This window comes from Lutimaribacter marinistellae, assembly GCF_042648365.1.
Classification (GTDB): domain Bacteria; phylum Pseudomonadota; class Alphaproteobacteria; order Rhodobacterales; family Rhodobacteraceae; genus Lutimaribacter_A; species Lutimaribacter_A marinistellae.
This window is the reverse complement of record NZ_JBHRXI010000048.1, coordinates 120,241-145,876: the sequence shown is the minus strand read 5'-3', so window position 1 is coordinate 145,876 and position 25,636 is coordinate 120,241. Positions and strand designations below refer to the sequence as shown.

The 25,636-nt window shown below is 64.1% G+C and carries 1 protein-coding gene (cut by a window edge); it reads left to right on the top strand.

Features of this window, described 5'->3' with window-relative positions; genetic code table 11:
- Window positions 1-25,636, top strand: partial view of a putative Ig domain-containing protein gene (locus ACFORG_RS21325; protein WP_386737598.1) — the 3' portion only. Its footprint begins 13,802 nt before the window's first position; only the last 25,636 of its 39,438 coding nucleotides appear in the window; its start codon lies beyond the left edge, outside the window; the stop codon is at window positions 25,634-25,636.

The window sequence follows — 25,636 nt, the reverse complement described above, 5'->3', positions numbered from 1 at the left end:
CGACGAGGGGAACGCGGGCGCATCGGGAGAAGTGGACGTCATGCTGACGCCGCCGCCCAACCTGATCGTCACCGACATCACCGCCCCCGAGACTGCGCCCGAAGGATCGCCCATCGATGTCACCTGGACGGTGCGCAACGACGGAACCGGCCCGGCAGAGGGGACGTGGACCGACCGGCTGGTGCTGCGCAAGTCCGATGGCAGCGGCAACGACATCCTGATCGGCGCCTACGATTACGATGGACCGCTTCAGGCCAACACGACCTACACGCGCCGGGAACAGATCATCCTGCCCGCCCAGACCAACGACCGTTACGACCTGATCGTGATCACCGATTACGGAAACACGGTCTACGAACATAATGACGAGGGCGACAACGAAAGCGCGGCGGACACGCAGATCCTTGTTTCGCGGCTGCCGCGGCCGGACCTGCAGGTTTCCGATTTCCAGACGAATGACAGCTTTACCGCCGGTGGAACCGGATCGCTGCGCTGGACGGTGATCAATCAGGGCCCGGTGGCGACCAAGGTGCCGAACTGGACCGACAGCGTTTACCTGTCGCTTGATGACAAGGTCACCTTTGACGACATCCGGCTTGGCAGCTACTCGAACGAGGCTGCGCTGGACACCGGCGAGCAATATCTCAGCCAGGAGGTGTTCTTCCAGATCCCGATGCGCTTCCGGGGCGATGTCTACCTGCTGGTCGAGACCGACAGCGGCAACGCGGTCGAGGAATGGCCCAATGACGGCAACAACCTTGGCGTTCACAAGATTTTCGTCGACCCGATCCCGTTCGCCGACCTGGTGGTGCATGACGTCGTAACGCCGACGCAGGCCTTTGAAGGCAACGAGGTCTCGCTGACCTATACCGTCACCAACCGCGGTGCGGGGGCGACGGACCTGGGCAACTGGGCCGAACAGATCTGGCTGACCATCGACAAGAACCGCCCGCATCCGGGACAGGGCGACATATTGCTGACCACGATCCAGTACGCCGATGGCATCCTCGACGTGGGTGAAGGATATGACCGGACCGTCTCGGTCACGCTGCCCGACAGCGTGCGATCGGGCAATTACTACCTGACGCCCTGGGTCGATCCATATGGCACGCTGCTCGAGGATACGCTGGCCGTCAACGTGAACGAGGACGACCCTACCGAGCTCAACTCCAACAACTACAAGGCCGGCGGCGGCGAGGTGATCGGTCAGCCGCCCGTGTTCAACGTGATCGGCGACCCGCCCGACCTGACGCGGCCCGACCTGAACATCACGATCGACGCCGTGACCCCCGAGGCCAAGGGCGGCGTCACGGGTGAAAACGAATTCGAGGTGACCTATACGGTTGCCAATACCGGTGACAAGGAAGCGTCCGGCGGAAACGTGACGCTGACGCTGACCTCGACCCCCAGCCTGAACGCGTCTGGCCAGGAGCGCTGGAGCCTCGGCCGGTTCGACCTGGGCACGATCGGCATTGGCGGCAGCGTGACGCTGACCCAGAAGATGAAGCTCGCCCCCGGTATCGACGCGGCCTATCTGCATGCGGTCGTGGCGCAATCGGGCGACCCCAACACCGACGACAATGCCGATGTCGCGACCACGAAGGTCGACAGCCCGATCCCGAACCTGCGCGTGATCGAGGTCGTTCCGCCGGCCGAGGCGTTCTCGGGTGAGAAGGTGGCCTTCAGCTATACCGTCGAAAACGACAGCGACGCCAAGATCTGGGAGGAGACGCGATACTGGCGCGACGAGGTCTGGATCTCTGCCGATCCGACCTTCATCCGTGATCGTGCGACTATGCTGAAGTCGCTGACAATCGCGAATTCCGACGGGCTGGACGCCGGCGAAAGCTATACAAGGACGGTCGAGGGGGTTCTGCCGCCGGGTATCGAAGGGCCGTTCTACGTCTACGTCTTTACCAATACCGGACTGCGCCTGCAGGAGTTCGAGCGGCCCTGGCCCTATACCGGTGGCGTCAATGACCGGACCGCGGGAACCTTTACCCCTAACGCGTTCGAACATCCCGAAGGCACGATGCTGCGGGGCAGTTTCGATGTCACCTACCGCGAACCCGATCTGCAGGTTACCGCGCTGGACATCCCCGAGACACTGGCGGCGGGCCAGACCATCGATATCAGCTTCGAGGTCACCAATGTCGGCAACCGCACCACGCGGCAGGAGGTCTGGACCGACCGGGTCTACCTTTCGCTCGACAATTCGCTGGACGTGGGCGATTTCCTGCTGCGGCGCGAGGAAGGCTCGCGCGAGATCCGGGCCGAGAACCGTCATGTGGGCGCGCTGGATCCCGGCGAAAGCTATACCTCGACGGTAACGGTCACCCTGCCCTTCGAGATCGAGGGGGATTTCCACATCCTGGCCGTTGCAGATGCGGACCTGTCCGACAGTTCGCGGTCGCGCTCGACGATCTCTCCGCGCCTGCCGGGGCTGAATGGCAGCTCTACCGGCGTGGTGCGAGAGTTCCAGGGCGAGGGCAACAACACCACCTTCGAGGCGGTGACGATCGGCCCCTATGTCGCGCCCGATCTGAAGGTCACGCAACTCGACGCGAGCGAGCGGGCCGTGCGCGGCCAGCAATTCGACCTGAGCTATACCGTCACCAACGAGGGCGGTCCGGTCCCCTTCCAGCAGGCGGCGTGGGACGATCTGATCTATCTCAGCCGCGATGCGCTGCTCGATATCCGGTCGGACCGGTTCATCGGCACTATCCGCCACGGCGGCGGGTTGGAGGCCGGCGAGAGCTACGAGGTCTCGCAAAGCTTTACCGTGCCCACCGACATGCCGACCGAGGCGTATTACGTCTTTGTCGTCACCGATCCGTCACGCAGCGGCAATCGTGGCACGGTTTTCGAACTGGACGATGCCAACAACGACGCACGCTCGGCCGTGCCGATGATCATCGAACTGCCGCCGCCGACGGACCTGGAGGTTACCGACATCTCGATCCCCGCCGATGCCGAGGCGGGTGAGCCGATCACCATCAGCTGGACCGTCACCAACCAGTCCGACGACGTGATCGCCGAGGGGTCGTGGTCGGATACCGCGTTCCTGTCGACCGACGGGATCTGGGACATCAAGGACCGCCCCATCGGACGGGTGCAGAGCTCGGGGCCGTTGGCGCCAGGCGAAAGCCGGACCGTCACGCTGGAAACCACGATGCCGGCGGCAACGCCGGGTGGCTATCGCGTAATCGTGCGCACGGATATCTTCAACCAGATCCACGAGGGTGTGAACGAGGCCAACAACACCACGGCGTCGTCGGATACGCTGGAAACCACGGTTCCCGAGCTTCTGATCGCGACGCCCACGACCGTGTCGGTCGAAAACGGGGCCGAACGGCTTTATCGCATCACCGTCCCGCCGGAAGAAACGCTGCGGGTCACCGTGATCTCGTCCGAGGAACAGGCGCTCAACGAAATCTTCATCCGCCATGACGCGCTGCCCACGGCGAATGCCTTTGACGCGACTTATGAAGGGCCGCTGTCAAGCGATCTGGTGGCGCTGGTGCCATCGACCGAACCGGGAACCTACTATATCTCGGTGCGCAATTTCTCGGGCCCCGAGGACGGAACCGAGTTGACCATCCTTGCCGAGTTGCTGCCGTTGGTCATCACCGACGTGCAGACGGATCGCGGCGGTGCGTCCAGCTTCGTGACCACGCGAATTTCCGGGGCGCAATTCGCCGAAAGCGCCACGGTCAAGCTGGTCCGGCCCAACATCGCGGAATACGCGCCGGTCAATTACCGGGTGGTCGATTCCAGCGAGATCATCGCGACCTTCGACCTTACGGATGCCCCGCTGGGCCTGTACGACGTCATCGTGACCAACCCGTCCGGCGCGCAGGCGCTGGCACCTTACCGCTTCCTTGTGGAGCGCGGGATCGAGGGCGACGTGACCATCGGCATCGGCGGCAGCCGCGTGGTGCTGCCGGGCGAGACCGAGACATATTCGGTGGCCCTGCAGAACCTCAACAACCTCGACGCGCCCTATACCTATTTCGAGGTTGGGGTGCCCGAGCTGCACTTCAACCCGTACGTGTACGGCCTGCCTTTCCTCGACTTCTTCACCAATGTCCGGGGCGAGCCGGACGGGGCCGAGGGCACGCCGAACGAGGATATCTTCTGGGCGGGGCTTGAAAGCATCGTCAACCGCGACGGCCAGCTTGCCACGCGCGGTTTCCTTTACGATCTGCCCGCCGACGGGTTTGCCGGCTTCACCTTCAACGTCGCGGCCTATCCGGGTCTTCAGGCGTTGCATGACGAAGCGTTCGAGGCGTTCCGGGCGCGCATGTCCTCGGTCCTGCCCGACCTCGACGAGATCCTTGAGGAAGGCGGACAGGGTGCGATCGGCGACTGGTACGACAAAGTCGTGGAAAAGGCGGCAGAGGCCAGCCCGCAGCTGGGTGCAGCCATGGCGGCCTTCCCCTTCGAGGAGCTGTACAACAAGAACACCGCCAAGCCGGGCGAGTGCGAGATTCCCTTTATCCCGTTCCGTTTCCACATCTATGCCACCTCGACCTCGATGACGCGCGACGAGTTCGTGGCGCATCAGACCGATATCGCGCTGGAATTGCGCGACACGATCCTTGCCGCGGACGAGGCACCTGCCCCGCTGGTTGCCATCGTTGCCGACCCGGATTTGTGGGTGAACTTCTACCTGGCTGGGCTGGAACAGGCGGGAATCCTGCGGGAGGAGGCCGACATTCCGCCAATCCGCGAGCGCCAGGAGATCCTGTCGCTGATGGCGACGCTGGCCTCGGGCATCCTGTTCGGCCCGGCGGGGCAGGATATCCGCTCGGACGGCGATATCCTGGGCTTCTTCGAGCAGCTTCGCACGTTCTATGGCCATGACGAGAACCTGATGGCCGAGATCGAGTATTGGGATCCGCGCGAAAGCGACTGTTACAGCGGCGAGATCCCGGTGCCGGCCCTTCCCGAATTCGTCGATTACGACATGGGCCTGACCAACCAGACCCATTTCGAAGCGGTGCGCATCTATTCGCCCTGGGTACCGTTCGAGGATCGCGGCCAGGCTCTGCCGGTCGATTTCATGAACCAGAGCCCTGCCACCGTCGATGGCGACGAGTTCGAGATTCTCGATTTCTCGGATTACTTTGCGGACCCGGCCAATACCGGCGCGCTGGCAGCGATCAGCGGTCCGCAGACGCTGGAAACCGAGGGCTGGTTGCCGGCCTCCGAAGATCTGCCGTTCACCGTCAAGTTCGAGAACGATCCCGCCTCGTCGACCTTTGCCAACCAGATCGAGGTGGTCACGCAGCTGGACAACGATCTCGACCCGCGGAGCTTCCGCCTCGGGGACATCCGGATCGGAGAAATCACCATCGATGTGCCGGATGACCGGTGGTTCTACCAAGACGAGATCGATTTCTCGGATACGCTGGGCTTCATCGTGCGGATCAGCGCGGGTGTCGACCTGTTCCAGGATCCTGCCACGGCGCGCTGGGTGATCCAGGCGATCGACCCGCTGACCGGCGAAAAGATCCAGAGCACGACACGTGGCCTGTTGCCGCCCAATACCGAGGGCGGCAAGGGCGCGGGATTCGTCACCTGGACGGTTCAGGCGGCGGATGACGTCGACACCGGCTCGCGCATCACCTCGTCGGCGCGGGTGCTGTTCGACACCGCCGCGCCAGAAGATACCGGGGAGTTGGTCCAGGTGGTCGATGGCAGCGCACCGCGCACGACCATCGAGGTCTCCAAGATCGACGGGACCGACAGTTTCGATGTCTCGTGGGATGCGGTCGATGATCCGGGCGGGTCGGGCGTGCGACATGTCACGCTCTACATTGCCGAGGATGGCGGCGATTTCCGCATCTGGCAGCGGCGGCTTGAGCAGGCCAGCGGCTCGATGATCTTCGAAGGCGATGCCGGCAAGGATTACGAATTCCTCGCCCTGGCCACGGACATAGCGGGCAACCGCGAGACGCCTTCGGACGGCTCGGCCGTGACCGCGGATGGCCAGCCTGTGAACCTGGGTGCGCCGGAAACGGTCGATGCGACCACCGCCCCGAATTTTGGCCGCGCGCCCGAGCCGGTCGACACGCCATCGACGAATGACCTGTTCATTCGCGCCAGCGAGAATATCCCCGCCGCCGCACCGGTCGTGGACCTGCCCGAGTTCGACACGATCCTGAACCCGTTCCTTGGCAATGCCTTTGCGACCGGATTCCAGCAGTCGCAGGACGGGGTTATCGGGCCGATGGCCATCCTCGAGCGGGCGAATGGCGATATCTGGATTTCGGGCGGATTGAACCGTGGCGAAATCTTCACCTTTGACGCGGAAGGCGGGACTGCCGACGGCACATCGCTGTTGATCCAGCTGGATGAGCCTGTTTTCAACCTGGCCGAGGACGCCGATGGCGCGGTCTGGGCCACGACGGGGGGCGGCTCGCTGCTGCGGCTCGATCCCGAGACGGGCGGCGTGGTCAAGCGCTTTGGCCAGGGGCTGACGATGGGCCTGGCCATCGACAAGGAGACGGGCCTTATCTATGTCGGCGCAAATTCCGGCATCCTGGTCTTCGACCCCGAGAGCGAGATGTTCAGCCAGTGGAGCCGGGACGAGAATCTGCGTGTCGGCTCGCTTGCCTTCGACGATCTGGGCACGCTCTGGGCCGTGACCTGGCCGGATCGCAGCCAAGTGGTCAAGTTCACCGAACGGCAGCGCGCCGAAATCGTTCTGGAATTCGACAGCCAGGTGGATTCCATCGCCTTTGGCCGTGAGGGGACGGCGCTGGAAGACCTGCTGTTCGTCTCTGCCAATACCGGTGCTGTTTCCGATACCGGCGAAGTCGCCGAAGGTTCGGCCCTGACCATGGTCGACCTGGAAACCTTGCAACGCATCGAGGTCGCCAGGGCCGGAACGCGCGGCGACGTGGTGGCGACCACCTCGGACGGGCGCGTTCTGATCAGCCAGTCGAACCAGGTGGACGTGGTCAGCCCGGCCTATTCGCCGATCGTGGTTGCGACCAACCCGCCGCAGGATGCCGTGGTGCCGCTGCCTTTGAGCGTGCTGACCGTGCGGTTCGACCAGGACATGTTCGCGGGCGACCCGACCTCGACCGCATCGGTCGCGAATGCCGCGAATTACACGATTGCCAGTTCGGACGGGACCGAGGTCACGCCCAACGCGATCGTCTATGACGCGGTCAACCGGCTGGTGCTGATCAAGGTCGCCAACCTCACCGACGACACCTATACTCTGACCGTCTCGGGCGAGGTGACCTCGACGCAGGGCCTGCGCATGGGTACCGACTACGTGACCGAGTTCCGCGCGATCCAGGACCTGTCGGCGCAGATCGCTGTCGAGTTCGGCGCGACGCGTTACGACCGATCGCTGGGCACAGTGTCCTATGACGTTCAGGTAACCAATATCGGCGATGGCGACATCGTGCTGCCGGTACTGCTGCTGCTTGATCCGAAGCGGGGCTATTCCGGTGTTCCGGGCGATGCGACGGGGCAGACCGATCAGGGCGTGTGGATGATCGACCTGTCCGCCAGCCTGCCAGAGGGCGGCAGGCTGGAAGCCGGGGCAACGACAAGTGGCCAGACGGTCGCCATCGTCACGCCCGACCGCCAGCGGGTTCAGTTCTCGGCCGGGGTTGCGGCCTCGACCGGGCCGAACCGCGCGCCTGTCCTGACCTCGACACCGCCTGAAACGGCAGCCGTGGGCGAGGCGTTTGCCTTTACCGTGACGGCCGAGGACCCGGATGGCGACAGCCTGATCTATCATCTGCTGGACGCGCCTGCGGGCATGGAGATCGACGCCGAGACCGGCGAATTGACATGGATGCCGGATGAGACCGCCAACGCGGAGGCACCGGTGACGGTGCAGGTGTTCGATGCGCGCGGGGCCGTGACGGTACAGCGGTTTGTCCTGTCCGTCGCGGGCGGCAACCAGGCGCCCGAATTCCTGTCCGTGCCGACAGAGATCCGCGCCGCCGAAGGCGAACTGGTCGAGTTCGAGGTCGTCGCCGCCGATGTCGATGGCGACGAGGTGGTGATCTGGGTCGACAACCTGCCCGAAGGTGCCGTGTATGACCCCGAGCGCAGGGCGCTGTCCTGGCAGGTGGGTTACGAACAGGCCGGGACCTACACCTTGACGGTACGCGCCTCTGACGGGCTGCGCGAGATCGCGACCAACGTGACCCTGCTGATCTCGGAGGCCGCGCGCCCTGTAACGCTGCGCACGCCCGGGAAGATGACCGCGGCCGAAGGCGACCGGATCCGGTTCAACCTGCAGGCCGAGGCAGAGCCCGGCACGCCGCTGTCGTTCGGTGTCGTCAACGGCACCCTGCCCTTCGGTGCGACGTTGAATGCCGCGACCGGCGAATTCGAGTGGACGCCCGGCTACACCCAGGCCGACACCTACGAGATCACCTTTGCCGTTTCCGACGGCAACGGCATTGCCGTGGCCGCGATGGAGATCGAGGTCACGCCCGGAAACGGCGCGCCGATCTTTGACAATTTCGACGGGCTGCAGATCTACGAGGGCCAGAACTTCGTTCTGCGCGCCTTTGCCAAGGATCCTGACAACCCGTTCTACGAGCCCGGGTATCGTGATGTGGACGGCGTGTTCCACGAGCTTGGCGATCTGCCCAAGACGGTCTCGATCGAGATCGTTGGTGACCTGCCGGCCGGTGCGACCTTCGACAGTGATACTTGGGAGCTGTTCTGGGTTCCGGGTGCCGACCAGGCCGGCGAATACGAGATCACCTTCCGTGCCACCGATGACGGCGCCGAAAGCGGCGAGCCGATCTCGGTCGAGGAAACGGCTAGGATCAAGGTGCTCGACCTCAACCTGCCGCCGGTCCTGTCGGAATTGACGAACGTTTCGATTGCGCGCGATGCCGTGCAGGAGATCCCGGTTTCGGCCATCGACCCGGATGGCGACCCGATCGAGCTGATGCTCATCAACGAGCAACCGGGCATTCCGCTGCCGGGCTTCATCACCTTTACCGACAATGGCGATGGCAGCGGCGTGATCCGCCTTGCACCCGGCGTGGGCGATCGCGGCGAGCACGCCGTGACGATGGTGGCCTATGACGATGGCGGCGAACAGGGCACGCGGCGTGGCGCGCTGCATACCTTCGTGATCGACGTGCAGAGCGATAACGAACCGCCGCAATTCGTCTATCAGTCCGACGTGGTCGCCGTGGTCGGCGAAGAGCTGTCCCTGGAGCTCAACGCCGGCGACCTCGACCAGGACGATCTGACCTTTGCGCTGGACGATCTGCCCGCCGGTGCGGTCCTGGCGATGGATCCGCTGATCTATGGCCGTGCGCTGCTGACCTGGACACCCACCGCAGCCGATATCGGCAGCTACACGGCCAAGGTTTCGGCCACCGACACCGGCGCGGACGGGCTGACCGATCCGGCAACGACGGACCTGTTGTTCGGTGTTACGGTCCGGCGCGCCAACAGCGCCCCGATCCTGAACCCGATCGGCCTGCTGGAGGGAACAGAGAACGTCGCGCTTTCCCATAGATTCGGCGCCACGGACCCCGATGGGGACGCACTGACCTACGCGGTCACGGATCTGCCCAAGGGGGCGACCTTTGACCGGTCGACGGGACAGTTCGACTGGACGCCGTCGCCGGTTCAGGCCGGTACGTTCACAGTCGGTGTCACCGTATCGGACGGGCATAGCGAAAGCAGCGAAGACGTCACGATACAGATCGGCGAGGCCAATCGCGAGCCTGTGTTCGTTCCCATGACCGCACAGCTGGGCCGCGACCGGGCCGAGATCCGCTTTACGGTGGTGGTTGACGACCCCGATGGCGACGACCTGAAGCTGAGCGTGATATCGGGCTTGCCCGATGGCGCGGCCTTCTCGGAGCAGCGCGGGGAGTTCAGCTGGATTCCGCAATACGAACAGAGCGGCACCTACACGGTCGTGTTCGGCGCGCAGGACCCGAGCGGCGCCGAAGCACGCTATGCCGTGGATATCATCATCGCCGATGTGAATCGCGCGCCGGTGATGGAAGTGTCCGATCGCGTCTTCCTGATCGGCGAGGAAAAGAGCTTTGCCCTCGAAGCGTCCGACCACGATGGCAACCCGCTCACCTTCTCGGCGCTGGACCTGCCCGAAGGGGCGACGCTGGACGCGGCTAGCGGCGAGGTCACGTGGACGCCGGGCCCCGGCCAGGAAGGCGATTACTACGTCACCTTCATCGCCGATGACGGCAAGGACCGGACGCGCCAGACCATCGTCATGCGCGCGACGCTGGAGCCCGAAGAGCCTGTGGTGCGCATCGAGCTTACGCCGAGCTTCCCGGCCGTTCCGGGCCAGCAGGTCCTGGTACAGGTCGTGGCCGACAGCCTGTCGGACATCACCGGCATCTCGCTTTATGCCGATGGGAATGAGCTGACGCTGGACGCGTTCGGGCGCACCCTGCTGACACCGACGCGCACCGGCAAGATCGAACTGGCGGGCTATGCGCAGGATGCCGATGGCAATATCGGCCAGCAGATCCTGGACCTGAAGGTGCGCGACCCCGAGGACCGCAGCGCGCCGGTCATCTTCATGGGCGAGGGTCTGAACCTCTACCAGCTTGATGGCAAGGTCGATATCGGCGGCATGGTCGAAGACATCAATCTGGACTTCTGGAAGCTGGAACTGCGCAGCGCGGACGGATCGCGCCTTATCCGCGAGCTGGCATCGGGCGAAGAGCCAATCGGCGGGCTGCTGGCAACGCTCGACACCGGAGGTCTGCTGAACGGATTCTATTCCCTACGGCTGACGGCGGCAGATATCGGCAGCCGCTACTCGGTCAAGGACGTCCGCATCGAGGTGAACGGGACCGAGAAGGCCGGGCGCTTCACTGCAGTGGAAACGGATGTCGAAACCGACCTGGGCGGTGTACCCTTCTCGCTGACCCGCCGGTTCGACAGCCTGACCGGCGCGGACCGCGATTTCGGCAGCTGGTCGGCGGGCTTCGACCTCGACATCGCGCTGAGCACCGAACCCACCGGGCGCGAGGCATTCGGCCTTTATGCGGCGCTGGCCGAAGAGGCCCGGCTGTACCTGACGACGCCGACGGGCGAGCGGATCGGCTTTACCTTCACACCTGTCGAAGAAAAGATCGGCGGGCGCAGTTTCTGGCGCGCAGGCTGGACGGCCGATGGCGATGCCGGGTGGATCCTGCAATCGGCGGACATGTTGTTGCGCAAGTCCGGCGGGCGGTTCTTTACCGCCGATGACGGGCTGGCCTACAACCCGACGGATCCCTTCGTCGGGGGCGCGCAGCCCTTCCTGTTGATGGGGCCGGATGACACGGCATATGCCGTCGCGAGCGATGGTCGGGTTCAGGAAATCCACAAGGACGGTGTCCGCCTGTTCGTAGGCGACAGCGGCATCACGGCCGATAACGGCGCGGTGCTCAATTTCCTGCGCGATGCGGATGGGCGGATCGTTCGGGTGACGACCCCGGATGGCAAGGCCACGGTTTACAGCTATGACGACCAGGGACAGCTGACGCGTTATCGCGCCCTCGAAGACGGCTCTGGCGGGCGGTTCGGCTATGACGAAGACGGGCGGCTGAACGTCACGACGGGCGGATCGGGCACCCCGCGCGTGATCGTCTATGATGGCGATGGCGGCATCGTCGAAACCCCGCTCAATGAGGATCTCGGCGGTATCAGCCAGTTCACCGGGCGTGTGATCGCAGGCGATGCCTCGGGCGGGACGCAATTCTATACGCTGACGATCCGCGAGAGTGATCTTGTGACCGGTGCGGGCGGCAACGGCCCGGTTATCCGTGTCGAGACCTCGTCGGAGGAGACGACGCCCGAAATCGATGGGGGCCGGTTGTTGAGCCTTCAGCGAACCGGCGGCAAGACGGTCGCGCTCTACCGGTTCGAGGCGCCGGGTCTTTACACGATCGCGCTGTCTGGCGGGTCGGAATTCGACCTCGTTCTGGGTGCGGCGGGAGACATCAACGCCGATGGCAGCGTGAACGGCACCGACAGCGACCTGCTGCGCGATGGCGGGGCCGGCACAGACATCACCGGGGACGGTACGGTGGATGCACAGGACCGCGAGGTTCTGAACGTCAATTTCGGTATTCGCGGCAACACCGCCCCCGTGGTGGCGGCCACCCTGCCCGACATCTTTACCCATGAGGATCTGCCCGTCCTGGTGAAGCTGGACGAGATCGCCGAAGATCAGGAGGGCGACCCGGTCTTCTTCCGTATCATCGAGACCGAGAATGTCAGTGCACGGTTCACCCCCGACGGCGAATACCTGCGCATTACGCCCGGCGCCGGGTTTACCGGCGCGGCGTCGATCACGGTGGCGGCCGATGACGGCTACGCGCAGACCGGCGAGATCAAGCTGGACGTGACGGTGTCGGATGCTGCGCTGACCTCGATAACCCTTTTGCAGCGGGAGTATTACTTCACCGAGGCGGGTGAAGTCGGCGACCTGGTCGTTGTTGGCCAGTTCGAGGATGAGGCGGATGTCGTCCTGCCCTTCGACTATGTGAACGTCAGCACACCCGACCCCGATGTCATCAAGATCGGCTCCAACGGGCTTGTCACCGCGCTCAAGGAGGGGGACACGCATATCCTCGCGCAGCGCGGCCACCTTGCGGCGGCCACCGCCGTGGCTGTCGGCATCGCCGAGGACCCGAATGGCGCGGTCGCGCAGATCTTTGGCATCGACGCCTATCCCGACAGCGTGACCATCGTCCCAGATGGCGGCCAGCGCCAGATCGTGACCGAGCTGGGTACGCTGGGAACTGATTTCGTTCAGGGACCCGAGGATGGCGTCGTCTATGTCTCTTCGGATACCGACATCGTCACGGTGACGGATGGCGGCATGATCGAGGCGGTCGCCACGGGCGAGACGACGGTGACCGTCATCTATCGCGGCGCCGAGGAAATACTGAACGTCACGGTCGCCCCGCCGGTCGAGGCTGCAAGCACCGAAATGGACGAGACGGGCGGCGCGTTGCGCACACCGGACGGGATCGAGATCGCCATCGGCGCGGGGCAGCTTTCGGGTGGTGCCACCATCTCGGCCGAGGCGCGGAGCGAAGAAGAGCTCGACCTTGAGGTTCCGCCTGATTTCGATTTCGTGGCGGGCGGCGTCATCGACATCGAGGGCGGCGAGCTGAACGGTCCGATCCAGTTGGCCGCGAAGGTTTCGGGCGATGTGGCGCAAGAGGGCGACGAGGTCCTCTTCTTTGTCCTGGACGATTTCAGCGAACAGACCGATGGCGAATACGGCGAGATCTGGCGCCTGGTCGACAGCGGCACCGTCGATGCCGACGGCATGGCGCGCACCGCCTCGCCCCCCTTCCCCGGCATGTCCGAGCGCGGCAGCTATCTGGTTGCCAAGGCCAACCAGCCCCTCATGGATGCCTCGCTCTATATTCCTACGCTTGCGCGGGCCGCGGTTGCGGTGATCCCGGCGATGGCCATCGGTCTTGCCGTGGGTGGCCTGGGCGGTGCGTTGGTCGGGCTGGGGCTGGTCGCCGGCATCAGCTACATGGCGTTCAAGATGACGCCGGCCAAGCAGAAGGTCGACGTCTACCAGGATTTCCTGGAAGGCAAGAAATGGGCGAAATACGAAGCGGAGGCCGACCCGCAGGGCGTCGACGGCCGCCTGAACATCTCGGCCAAGCTGCCGCCCGGCGCGACCATTCCCGCCGCGGGCGACAAGCCGCAGGTCACCGAGGTTGCACCCAAACTGCTGCCCGATGGCAGCGTGCGTCTCGAGATCGAAGGCACGCGGCTGATCTATGGCGAGAATTCCGAGAATTCGACGAGCTTCGGCAACCGGATCGAGGATACACGCCTGAAGATCCGCATCGGAAGCTACATCCAGTACATCTACGGCAGCGAGTTCAAGGACGTCGATATCGACGCGGCGACCGGCAATGGCAGCATCTCGGTGCAGTTGCCGAACGACATTCTCGTGTCGCGCGCGCATTTCAGCTTTGAGCGTCCGTCGCCCGCCGGGGCGTCGGATGGCAAGGGCAAATGGGCCGATGCAACCACCGCCGAGCCATCAGAAGAATTCACGGTCAAGAACGATCGCGGATACGGCGTGATCGGCGGCTCGGAATATGTCGGCGACGTCAACCAGACGATCCTGCAGGTGTTCGATATCCTCCCGGCCAATTTCTCGGAAACCGACGAAGACGATGCCGTGGATGGCGTGTTGCCCGAGAAAACCGAGGTGGTGACGAACATCCCGATCATGGATGGCACGAAGCCGGTGGACGGCTGGCCGCTCGACGTGGTGGTCGCGGGCGATCTGTCGGCGGCCTATGTCGCCACTTACGAAGGCATTGCCATCATAGACATGCTGAGCCTTCGGCAGTTCGATCCCTTCCCCAAGATGGAAGGCACGAACCTCGTCAAGATCCCTGGCCGGCAGGTGCAGAAGCTCGCCCTGTCGAATGACGGCAATTACCTTTACGCGGCGGGCACCGGCGCCATTCACGTCATCGATCTGCGGCCGGATTCCGACGACTACCTGAAACAGCGGCAGATCACCCTGCCGGTGCCGGGTGTCGACATCGGCAACCAGAACGGCAAGATCAACGACATCGCACTCGATGCCGATGGCAAGAAGCTTTACGTCGCCGTGCCCTTCGGAGGCATGTTCGGCACGAATGGCTGGGCGCGTGGACAGGGCAAGGATGGCAAGATCTATGTCATCAATGTCGACCCCAAGGATGCCGAGCGCGCAGCCGCCGGTGAATCGACCACCTACCTGTCGGTGATCGGCGAGATCAACGGGCACAAGGACCCCTACGACATCGAGGCGACCGCCGATCCGAACAAGCTGGTCTTTGTCTCGCGTGGCGAGCGGCGCGAAGGGCTGTATTTCATCAACGTGCGGGACTCGAACCCCGACAGCTATGACGCGGCGATCCCCGAACAGTTGCCCAGCATTCCCGATCAGGAGCAGCCCAACCGTTTCCCGCTGGAGCTGAACCTGCGCGATATCGGCGTGCGCTATGCGGGCTTTGTCCTGCCCTTCCCGCCGATCCTGATCGACGACTATCGCAAGCTGACCAGCCAGTACTATGACCTAGACATCCGCAATCCCGTTGCTGTCGAGGTCACGCCCGACATGTCTTATGCCTTCGTGGCGGACTACGACCTGTCGCGCTACATGACGATGGGCAACTCTTTGATTGCCTACGAGATCGAGCGGCGCCACCAGCTGGGCAACAATATCGGCCTGATCCGCAACCCGTTCGAGTTCGACAAGACCAAGTGGGACGAGCTGAACAAGGCGCGCGGTGTCGATTACAAGTATGGTCTGCGCGGGCATGTCGGCTCGACCAGTCCGATCCCCGACCAGTACCTGAGCGAAATGGCGATGCGTCCCGATGGCAGCCAGGTCCTGGCGCATCTGCGTTCGTCAGGTGCGATCCTGACCCTGAACACCGACGGCATGATCAAGGCATCGGACCTTGCCATCAAGGGCGCGACCGGGACCGATCTGGGCCGCAACCGCGAACTGCCCATCGACCTCGAGCGCGGGCTGCTCGGGCTGGGTGACGAGGTTCAACGAACCGAAGTCGACGGCTTCCGCCTCTATGGCGATCCGCTCGACGTGGTGTTCTGGGGCCGCGGCATGGATATCCAGAGCGAAGTGGGCCTGGACCTCATCTATCCGCAAAAGGAAATCACCGCGAACGGGCCGAACGCCGACCAGTTGAAGTTCGAAGTGCATCTCGATCCGCGCAAGATCGGGGTGCCCTATTTCGAGATGGATCTCTTCGTATCGACCCAGGCCCCCGGCGAGGGGCTGTTCCCGGGCGACCCGTTCCGCCCGCGCGCATGGCTGGGCAATGACGACCCGACGCAATCGAACGATTACCACACCTATCGCCTGATCAACTCGGCGGACTCGATAGGCAGCTTCGCCTTCCGGTCCGGCAAGAAATACTTCCTCAAGGGCGACGGAACGATCGACGAATCCAAGACGGTCGACCTGACCGAAGCCGATGTGAATGGCGTGGATCCGACCCACGCGGTGATCATCGAGGCGGCACCCGGCTTTGGCAATGCCCTGACCGGCGGCCAGAGCTATTACTGGGGTGTGAAGGTCAAGAACAGCGGCGGCGATCTCGTCGGTTCGCGCCGGTTCACCACCAGTGCCGTCATGCCGACACAGACGCCCTTCTCGTCCGTCAACGTGCTGACGCACGGCTTCCAGATCATGGGTCTGCTGCCGGATTACGCGAACACGCCTCTGAACGAGGATACTCTGGCGCCGTGGCTGGAAAGTGGCGAGCTGCTGAATACCGCATCAGGGGGCGGCACGGTCCTTGTCTACAACCGTCAGACAGGGAAATGGCACAAGTACAATCCTGATGGTGCCGAGGGCGCGCGCATCGACAAGTCTGCCTATGACCCGGCGCAACTGAAAGAAAAAGAAGCCGTCACGCTGGTGCTCGATTGGTATCGCGAGAGCAACATCTCCGACAGCGGCTTCTCCGAAGCGGCTGCGGACGCCTTTTTTGCCTCGCTGGTGCAACTTGACCTCGATACCGGCGGGAAGGTGTTCAAGAGCCCGCTGCACTTCATCGGTCACAGCCGTGGCACATCGGTCAATTCCGAGATCATCCAGCGGCTTGGCGTGCGGTTCCCGGAATCCGGCGGCAAGAACATCGACATCCACATGACGACACTGGATCCGCACGACTTCAAGCAGGATTCGCTGAAGGTCGAGCTGAAGAAGATCGTCGAAAGCTGGATCACCGCGGCCAAGTTCGGCGCGACGCTCACCTCTTTCGCCAACCCGGCCCTTGGGGCGACGCTGCTGCGGGTCATCAACGGCGTGGAACTGGGGGCACAGCTTCTGTTCAAGATCGCCGGTTACGCCGGGATCCAGGCGGCCGAAATCCCGTGGGACGATTTCAAGGACCCGAATGTACAGGTCTGGTCCAACATCGATTTCGCCGACAACTACTTCCAGACCTCCGCGCCCGAGGGCGACAGCAACTTCAACAAGTTCACCGGGCTGAAATTCGTACCCGTGACTACGCCGAACGGCACCAAGATCCCGACCGACAAGGACGGCAAGGACAAGCTGCCGACCAAGCACGGCATGGGTGTGCCGGATATCGAGCTGGACTTTACCAAGGCCAAGATCCCCGGCTTCATCGAGGCCGATGCACTGGCCACGCCGCACAGCCGGATCACCAACTGGTACCTTGGCACGGCGGACGTCAATTCCGGGTTTGTCGGCGGTGTCCTGATCCCGCGCACGATGGGTGACGAGGGGCTGGCCATCAACTCGACCGGGGACGAAGGCTTCTTCGGACAGCTGGGCAACGCATTGTTTGGCGAGGGACACACGAAACAGCCCTATTACGGTGTCGATCCGGTCGCCTTCAACGCCGGCAAGTGGGGGGATGTGAAAACGCATTTCGCGAAGTATTTCGAGAATGCGAACGTCAATCCCGGCACCGACAAGAGCAACTCGACCCGGACCGAGGCGATCGGCACCGGGTTCTATTTCTCGACCGTCGCGGGCGACCCGGACATCCGGCCCAAGCTGGCCGAACGCAAGCGCACCAGCCTTGATTTCGACAATACCGAAGTCGACCGGCCTGCGGGTACGAAGGAAAACCCGGTCAAGTACGAGGCGGTGCCGACCGTCTTCAACGGCGATTTCAGCCACGGCACGCGCCATGCGCTTTCCAATTACATCAAGTGGATCGCGGGCGCGGGTTACAGCCAGCTGCTGAACGGGCAATCCTCGTGGGATGACTTCAAGAAGGCACTGAAGAATGTCGGCGACAAGGAATTGTCGATTGCCAAGAAGTTCGGAGGCGTGGCGTCTGCCGCCAATGCGATCCTGCCGGATCTGCCGCCCGAACTGGGCCGTTTCCCTCTGCATTACGACCTGCCCGGCTGGTCGATGCATGGCGGGATCGAGGGCACCCAGGCCGACCGGGACGGGGCGGCGGCCTTCCCCGATGGCGTGGACGAAGGCGTATCATACACGTTCGACCTGTTCTCGGCCTCGACCGCCGAAAGCTGGGGGCTGGCCGGTCCCGTGGATATCACCGGTCTGTTCCTGATGAACATGAATTTCGGCGCCGAGGTCATCGACATCCTCGGGCGTGTGCTCAAGCCTCTTCTCGAGAAGGTGCTGAAGCAATATGCCGACAAGTTCACCAGCGACAACTATACCGACCGCTACACCGACAGCGAGAAGAAGGCACTGATCCGCAAGGATTATGCCGACAGTGTCGGCGGAACGGTGGTGCCGGACGGCGACGGGTTCAAGGTCGTCAAAGATGGCAAAACACTGCTATCCAACGACCAGCTTTCGCGCAACGTCGATGCGACCTTCAACTTTGTCATCGACGATGCGACCTCGCTGCGGCTGCTGGCCAAGGCGTTCGACTTCCTTGTCGATGCCGCCTCGGGCAGTGCCGTCGTCAAGGATGCGCTGAAATCATGGGGTGGTGACAGTTTCGCGCTAAAGGGTGGCGTGCCCTCGCTGATCAAGATCCTCGACACGCCGCTCGACACGTCGACGCCCGAAAACGAAGAGGCGTCGAAAGCGGCACGTGCCAAGGCGTTCAGCGATTACCTTGCCTGGATCGGCAAGAACCTCGTTGCGCTCGTGACCCATCAGCTGGGTTGGGACACCAAGCCGAACTATGCGCTGATCTTCGGCGGCTCGCAGTCGCTGAAGGAGATGGTGCGCACCTTCCTGCCGGAAACCAAGTTCACCGTCGGCGGCAACCAGATCTCGGTGCCCGACATGTTCGACCGCGCAATCGATGCCGTTGGACAGATCGACTCGCTCACGCATAACCGGCTCTACGTCCCGGCGGACATGGAAGAAATCATGTTCGACGCCTTCATGCCGCTCAATCCGAGCGTGGAGGTGAATGCCGAGATCGTGTTCACCACCATGGACGGCAACGAATACACGGCCAAGGGCCTGAACACGAACGCCAACGGCGTCGTGGAAAAAAAGGACGCCTATTACTTCGACCGGAGCTTCTTCTCGACGCAGATCGCGCGTTTCGAGATCCCGTCCGAAGTCCGCGGCAAGGTTGCCAATGTCACCATCACCAATAACGGGCTGGAGCGCGCTCCGGCGGCCAACCTCGCCGAGGAACTGGTCGATTTTCTGAGTAACTTCAACATCTTCGCGTCGGTCGCCGATGCGGCATCCGTGGTCATGGTGATCGACAACATCCGGATGTCGAAATCCGGGTCGAACCAGACCGCCGCCGGTATCGGCGACGGGGCTACGCCCATTTCCGTGCTCGAAGCCCAAGCCATGGCCGAAGTCGCCCAAGGCATATGGGTCGACAGCGCGCTGGTCCCCGGTGCGGGTGACCTGCTGGGCGACGTGGTCATTCGCGTTGCCGATCTTGACGGGGCGGCCCTGGCGCTGGCCGAGGGTAACGAAATCACCATTGATGCCGATGCGGCCGGACATGGCTGGTTCGTCGACCCCACTCCACGCGAGGCAAGCGAATTCGAGGCTGCCGATCTTGACCATCTCTTTGTCGCCGGGGACGGTACGGATGCCGACGGGCGGATCGACCTGCTAACCGTGCTGATGCACGAAATGGGCAATATCATGGGCCTTGCCGATCACGTCGATCCCGGCAGCAGCTTTGTCATGAGCCCGGTGATCGATACCGGAACGCGGCGTCTGCCGACCGGCCCGGACGTGGGCGACTGGTCCGCAATCATCGCTGCCGATGGCGATGTGGTCGGCACGGACGGGGTACAGCGTACGACAGTACCGACGACACGTCAGAGCGCTGTCGGATCGGCAAGCGCGGATACACAGATCGCAGGCGCCGTTGGCGAGCCCTTCACGAATGGCGGATTCGACACCGATCTCTCCGGTTGGACGACCACGGGCAGCGTGACCGCCGTGGATGGCAAGGCACGTCTGGACGAGAGTTCGGGCGTCATGTCCGGGCTCAGCCAGGGTTTCCAACTGCCCGCGGGGATCACCGCGATACAGTTCACGCTTTCCGACATCACGCTTGGCCAGCCTGCCGATGCGCCACCGGATGCCTTCGAGGTCGCGCTGCTCGATGGCGCAACGCGTCAGCCGGTGCTGCCGGCCATCGCGAACCTGCCCGGAACCGACGCGTTCCTAAACATCCAGGCGGATGGCACGCGGTACCTGAGCCCGGCAGTGGGGGTCGCCGCCAATGCGGACGGCTCGCTGACGGTGACGGTAGACCTGACAGGCCTCGACGCACGGCCAGAAGACCTGATCGTTTCCTTTGACCTGATCGGACTTGGAGACGTCAATTCCGCCGTCAGCGTCGACAGCGTGCGCCTGCTGGGACTGGAGGCAAATGACGCCCCGGTCGCCACCGGCGAAAGAGCGACCACACAAGAGGATACACCGGTCGAAATCGACATCCTTGCAAATGACAGCGACCCGGACGGCGACCCGTTGATCGTGCAGATCGAAACCGACCTGGGTGGCGCAACGCTGGTGCCGGTTACGGGCGGCGTCTTCCGCTACACGCCCGAAGCCGACGCGAATGGCGAGCGGCAGATCACCTACCGTCTCTTCGACGGGGTGAGCAGGTCCGAGCCGGCGGTGCTGACAATCGACATCACACCCGTGAATGACGCACCGGTTCTGGAGACAATCGCCGATGGCCGCGTCCCGCAAGGTGTCGAAACCACGATCCAGGCGGTCGCCACCGATGTCGATGACGGCACGGGCGATCTGCGCTACGCGCTTGAGACGGCGCCCGACGGCGCGACCATCGATCCGGAAACCGGGCTGATTACCTGGACACCGTCCACGCCCGATGCGGGTGCCTTCACGGTGACTGTCACCGACCCCGGCGGATTGAGCGTGAGCCGGAGCTTTACGTTGTCGATCCTCGCGGCACCTGTCGTCACCGTTGCTGATCTTGCGGTGACCGAGGGTACGGCAATCGACCACGCGGCAAGCGCAACCGATCCCGATGGCGATGATTCCGCCATCACCTATCGGTTGGTCTCGGGTCCGCCATGGCTGGTGCTCGATGCGGCAACGGGTGCCCTGACTGGTAATTCGACCGATCGCGGCGGCATCTATACCGTCACGGTCGAAGCGACGGATGCCGATGGCGTCACCGGGCAGGCGAGTTTCGAGCTTCGCGTCTATGCCGCCCCCGTCCTGAACGCGGCCAGCGTCACACTTGTCGAAGGCGACGCGCTTTCGGCGACACCGCTGGCAACAGATGCCGACAGCCCGGCCGAAGAACTGACCTTTGCCAGGATCGACGGCCCGGACTGGATCACGGTCGATCCATCCACCGGCGTCGCAAGCGGCGACAGCGCTGGCAATGTGGGCAGCTTCGAGGTGACGATACGCGTCACCGATGCGCAGGGGCAAAGCGCCGACGCGACCTTTACCGTTACCGTGCGTGCCCGCCCAACCCTTTCGGCTGCTGACGTGACGCTCACGCAGGGTTCCGCGCTGTCGCATCCTGTCACGGCGAGCGACGCGGATACGCCTGCGGATCAGTTGACCTTTGCCAAACTCGCCGGGCCGGACTGGATCGCCGTCGATCCCGCCACCGGCACCCTGACCGGTGACAGCAGAGGGCAGTCGGGCGAGGCCGCCGTGACGGTCCAGGTAACCGACGCCGATGGCCTTTCGGCCGAGGTGACGCTGACCGTGGATGTCAACGCACCGCCGGGCTTCACCCTGGCCGATACCACGCTGATCGAGGGCGCGGCGCTCGCGCTTGCGCCGACCGTGTCGGACCCGGACAACCCGGAGGGCAGCCAGACCTTCAGCAAACTTGTCGGGCCGGACTGGATTGCCGTCGACACGACAACCGGTGCCGTGACCGGCGACAGCGCAGGCCAGGTCGGCGTGCATGACGTCACCGTGCGGATCACCGATCCCGACGGGCTGAGTGCCGAGGAAACCGTCACCATCACCGTGCTGGCGCGCCCGGTCCTGAGCGTGGCCGACGCCACGGTCACGGCGGGCGAGGCGCTGTCCGTCCTGCCGGTTGTCACCGATGAGGACAGCCCGGCGCAGGATCTGACCTTTGCCAAGCTTGCCGGACCGGACTGGATCAGCGTCGATCCCGCCACCGGCGAGATCACGGGCGACAGTTCCGGACAGGCGGGCGAGGCGACCGTCACCCTCCGCGTCACCGATGCCGATGGCCTGAGCGACGAGGCCAGCCTGACCGTCGACGTCAATACTCCGCCGGTTCTGACGGTGATGGACACCACGGTCGTCCAAGGGGCCGCCGTGGATGTCCTGCCTTCGGTTGCAGATACTGATGATCCCGACGGAAGGCGCAGTTTCGTGCTGGTAAGCGGACCGGAATGGCTCTCGGTCGATGCTGAAACCGGGCGCCTTTCGGGCAACAGTTCCGGTCATCCGGGAAGCGTCGAGGTCACGCTGCGCGTCACGGACGCGGACGGGCTGAGCGATGATGCAACCCTTACCGTCAGAGTGCTTGCCGTACCTGTCCTTTCGGCTGCTGACGTGACGCTCACGCAGGGTACCGCGCTGTCGCATCCTGTCACGGCGAGCGACGCGGATACGCCTGCGGATCAGTTGACCTTTGCCAAACTCGCCGGGCCGGACTGGATCGCCGTCGATCCCGCCACCGGCACCCTGACCGGTGACAGCAGCGGGCAGTCGGGCGAGGCCGCCGTGACGGTCCAGGTAACCGACGCCGATGGCCTTTCGGCCGAGGTGACGCTGACCGTGGATGTCAACGCACCGCCGGGCTTCACCCTGGCCGATACCACACTGATCGAGGGCGCGGCGCTCGCGCTTGCGCCGACCGTGTCGGACCCGGACAACCCGGAGGGCAGCCAGACCTTCAGCAAACTTGCCGGGCCGGACTGGATTGCCGTCGACACGACAACCGGTGCCGTGACCGGCGACAGCGCAGGCCAGGTCGGCGTGCATGACGTCACCGTGCGGATCACCGATCCCGACGGGCTGAGTGCCGAGGAAACCGTCACCATCACCGTGCTGGCGCGCCCGGTCCTGAGCGTGGCCGACGCCACCGTTACGGCGGGCGAGGCGCTGTCCGTCCTGCCGGTTGTCACCGATGAGGACAGCCCGGCGCAGGATCTGACCTTTGCCAAGCTTGCCGGACCGGACTGGATCAGCGTCGATCCCGCCACCGGCGAGATCACGGGCGACAGTTCCGGACAGGCGGGCGAGGCGAGCGTCACCCTCCGCGTCACCGATGCCGATGGCCTGAGCGACGAGGCCAGCCTGACCGTCGACGTCAATACTCCGCCGGTCATCGCCGCCAGCGACACGGTGATCGTCGAGGGCACGCAGGTCGATATCCGCCCCGTGGTCACCGATGTCGACGATCCGGCAGGGGCGCGCGTCTTCGTTCTGGTCGATGGGCCGAACTGGCTTTCGATCGATGCAGAGACCGGGCGCCTGACCGGCGACAGCACCGGCCAGATCGGTGTTGCCCCGATCGCGCTGCGGGTCACGGATGCCGACGGATTGGAGGGAGAGACCACCCTTACCCTTACCGTACAGGCGCGCCCCGTTCTGACGGTCGGCGACACCACGGTGGTTGCCGGTGAGGCCCTGTCGCACGGGGTGACGGCGCAAGATGCCGATACGCCGGCATCTGATTTGCGCTTTGCCAAAGTGGCGGGACCGGACTGGATCACCGTCGACCCCGCCACCGGGACAATTTCGGGTGAAACGACGGGCCAGGCCGGTATCTACGAGGTAACCCTGCGCGTCACCGACCCGGACGGTCTCGGTGACGAGGCCAGCCTGATCCTGACGGTTCTGGCCCGACCGACGCTTGCGGGCGAGAACACCACGCTGGTCGAGGGCCAACCCCTCGACCTGCAATTGACGGGCGGCGATGTGGATGGCGGCACCGCCGACCTGGTCTATTCGATCGTGGACGGCCCGGACTGGATCACCATCGACGCCGGAACAGGCCGTGTGACCGGTGACAGTTCCGGCAATGTTGGCGAGAGCACCGCGACCTTCCGTGTAACCGATGGCGACGGGCTCAGTTCCGACTTGACGCTGACGATAGATGTCAACGCCGTGCCGGTCCTTACCCTGTCGAACGTCACGTTGATCCGCGGCGAGGCGCTCGACCTGGTCGCGGCCGCGTTGGATGAGGACAGCCCTCTTTCGGCCCTGACCTTCCGTCTTTTGGCAGCGCCGGACTGGATTTCGATCGACCCCGCCACCGGGCGTCTGACCGGAGACACCGCTTTGCAGGCGGGTGAGGCGCTGGTTCGCGTTTCGGTCACCGACCCCGACGGGTTGACGGCCGAGGCAGAGATGATTGTCGATGTCAACGCGCCGCCGGAACTGGACAACCGTGAGCTTTCGCTGATTGCAGGCCAGAGCATTGCAGAGGCATTGGCCGGGCGCGACGATGACGGCGACGTACGGGACCTGACCTATGCGGTCGTCGACGGCCCCGAATGGCTGAAACTGGACCCGGTGACCGGAATCCTGACCGGTGACACAACCGGCCAAGTCGGACAGACCGATGCAGTCATCCGCGTGACCGATGCCGACGGGCTGACCGGAGATGCGACGGTGTCGATCAACGTGGCGCCGCAGAGTGTACCGGGGGCGACGCCCACCTCGCCCGTTCAGATCACGCGACCCGCAACGACGACCAGTTCGGTCTCGACGGTATCGACCGGCGGCGCGAGCGTGACCGCTGGATACGTCTCGGACAGCTCCCTTGGCGGCGGCGGCGTGTTCACCGAGATCCCGGTCGTGTTCGAAAGCCAGGGTGGCATCACCAGCATGATCATCGAGATCACGCATCGTGCCGGGGTGATGAAACTCCTCGACGTATTCAAGGGCGTCTGCCTGCCCTTCGGCATCGCGGTGAAGACCGAACTGACCGATACGGGGATGCGCGTCACCATCACCTCGCGCGAGCCGTTGCCGGCAGGCGTCATCGACCTTTTGCGCGTGCAGGCTCTGACCGGGGGGAACCCGCTTTCGGCCGATGTCACCATCCGCGCGCTGGAGATCAACGGCCAGCCCGTCGACGACGCGCCCGAAGCACCGGTGCCGGCGGACGGGACGCCACTGAGCGTCGACGTCGGCGACGTCGAATTCGAGAAGGCGGTTCAGGGACCGCTTGCCTACCAGATCGCGCTGGAAGGTGCCGGTGCACGCGATCCGGGCGAGTTGCTACTCGATCCCGACGCTGTTGCCGGCGGCTTCCTTGCGTTGAGCATTTCGAACCTCCGGCGTGCCGACAACCTGCGCATGACGCTGGCCTATGACGGCAATGCGCTGCTGCCGCAGACTGCGATCGCACCCCGCAGCGGCAGCGCCATCAACATGGTTGATCGTCCGGCAAGCGGTGAGCTGGAAATCACGGTATCCGACCTGCCCGCTCTGCTGGCCGAGGCCGCGGTGCTGGCCTGCGTGGCCTTCAAGCGTGCGCCCGGCGGGCGCCGGACCGGGACCGTCAAGCTCAAATCGCTCGAGATCGACGGAGCCGATGTTCCGCTCGAAGAGGAGCTGTCCGGCTGGACAGACGAGACGCCCGGTGGCTACACTATCGCTGCGGCAACCTCGACCGGCCTGTCGATCCCGATGGTTCACGCGCCGGTAAGGTCACCCGAGAAGTAA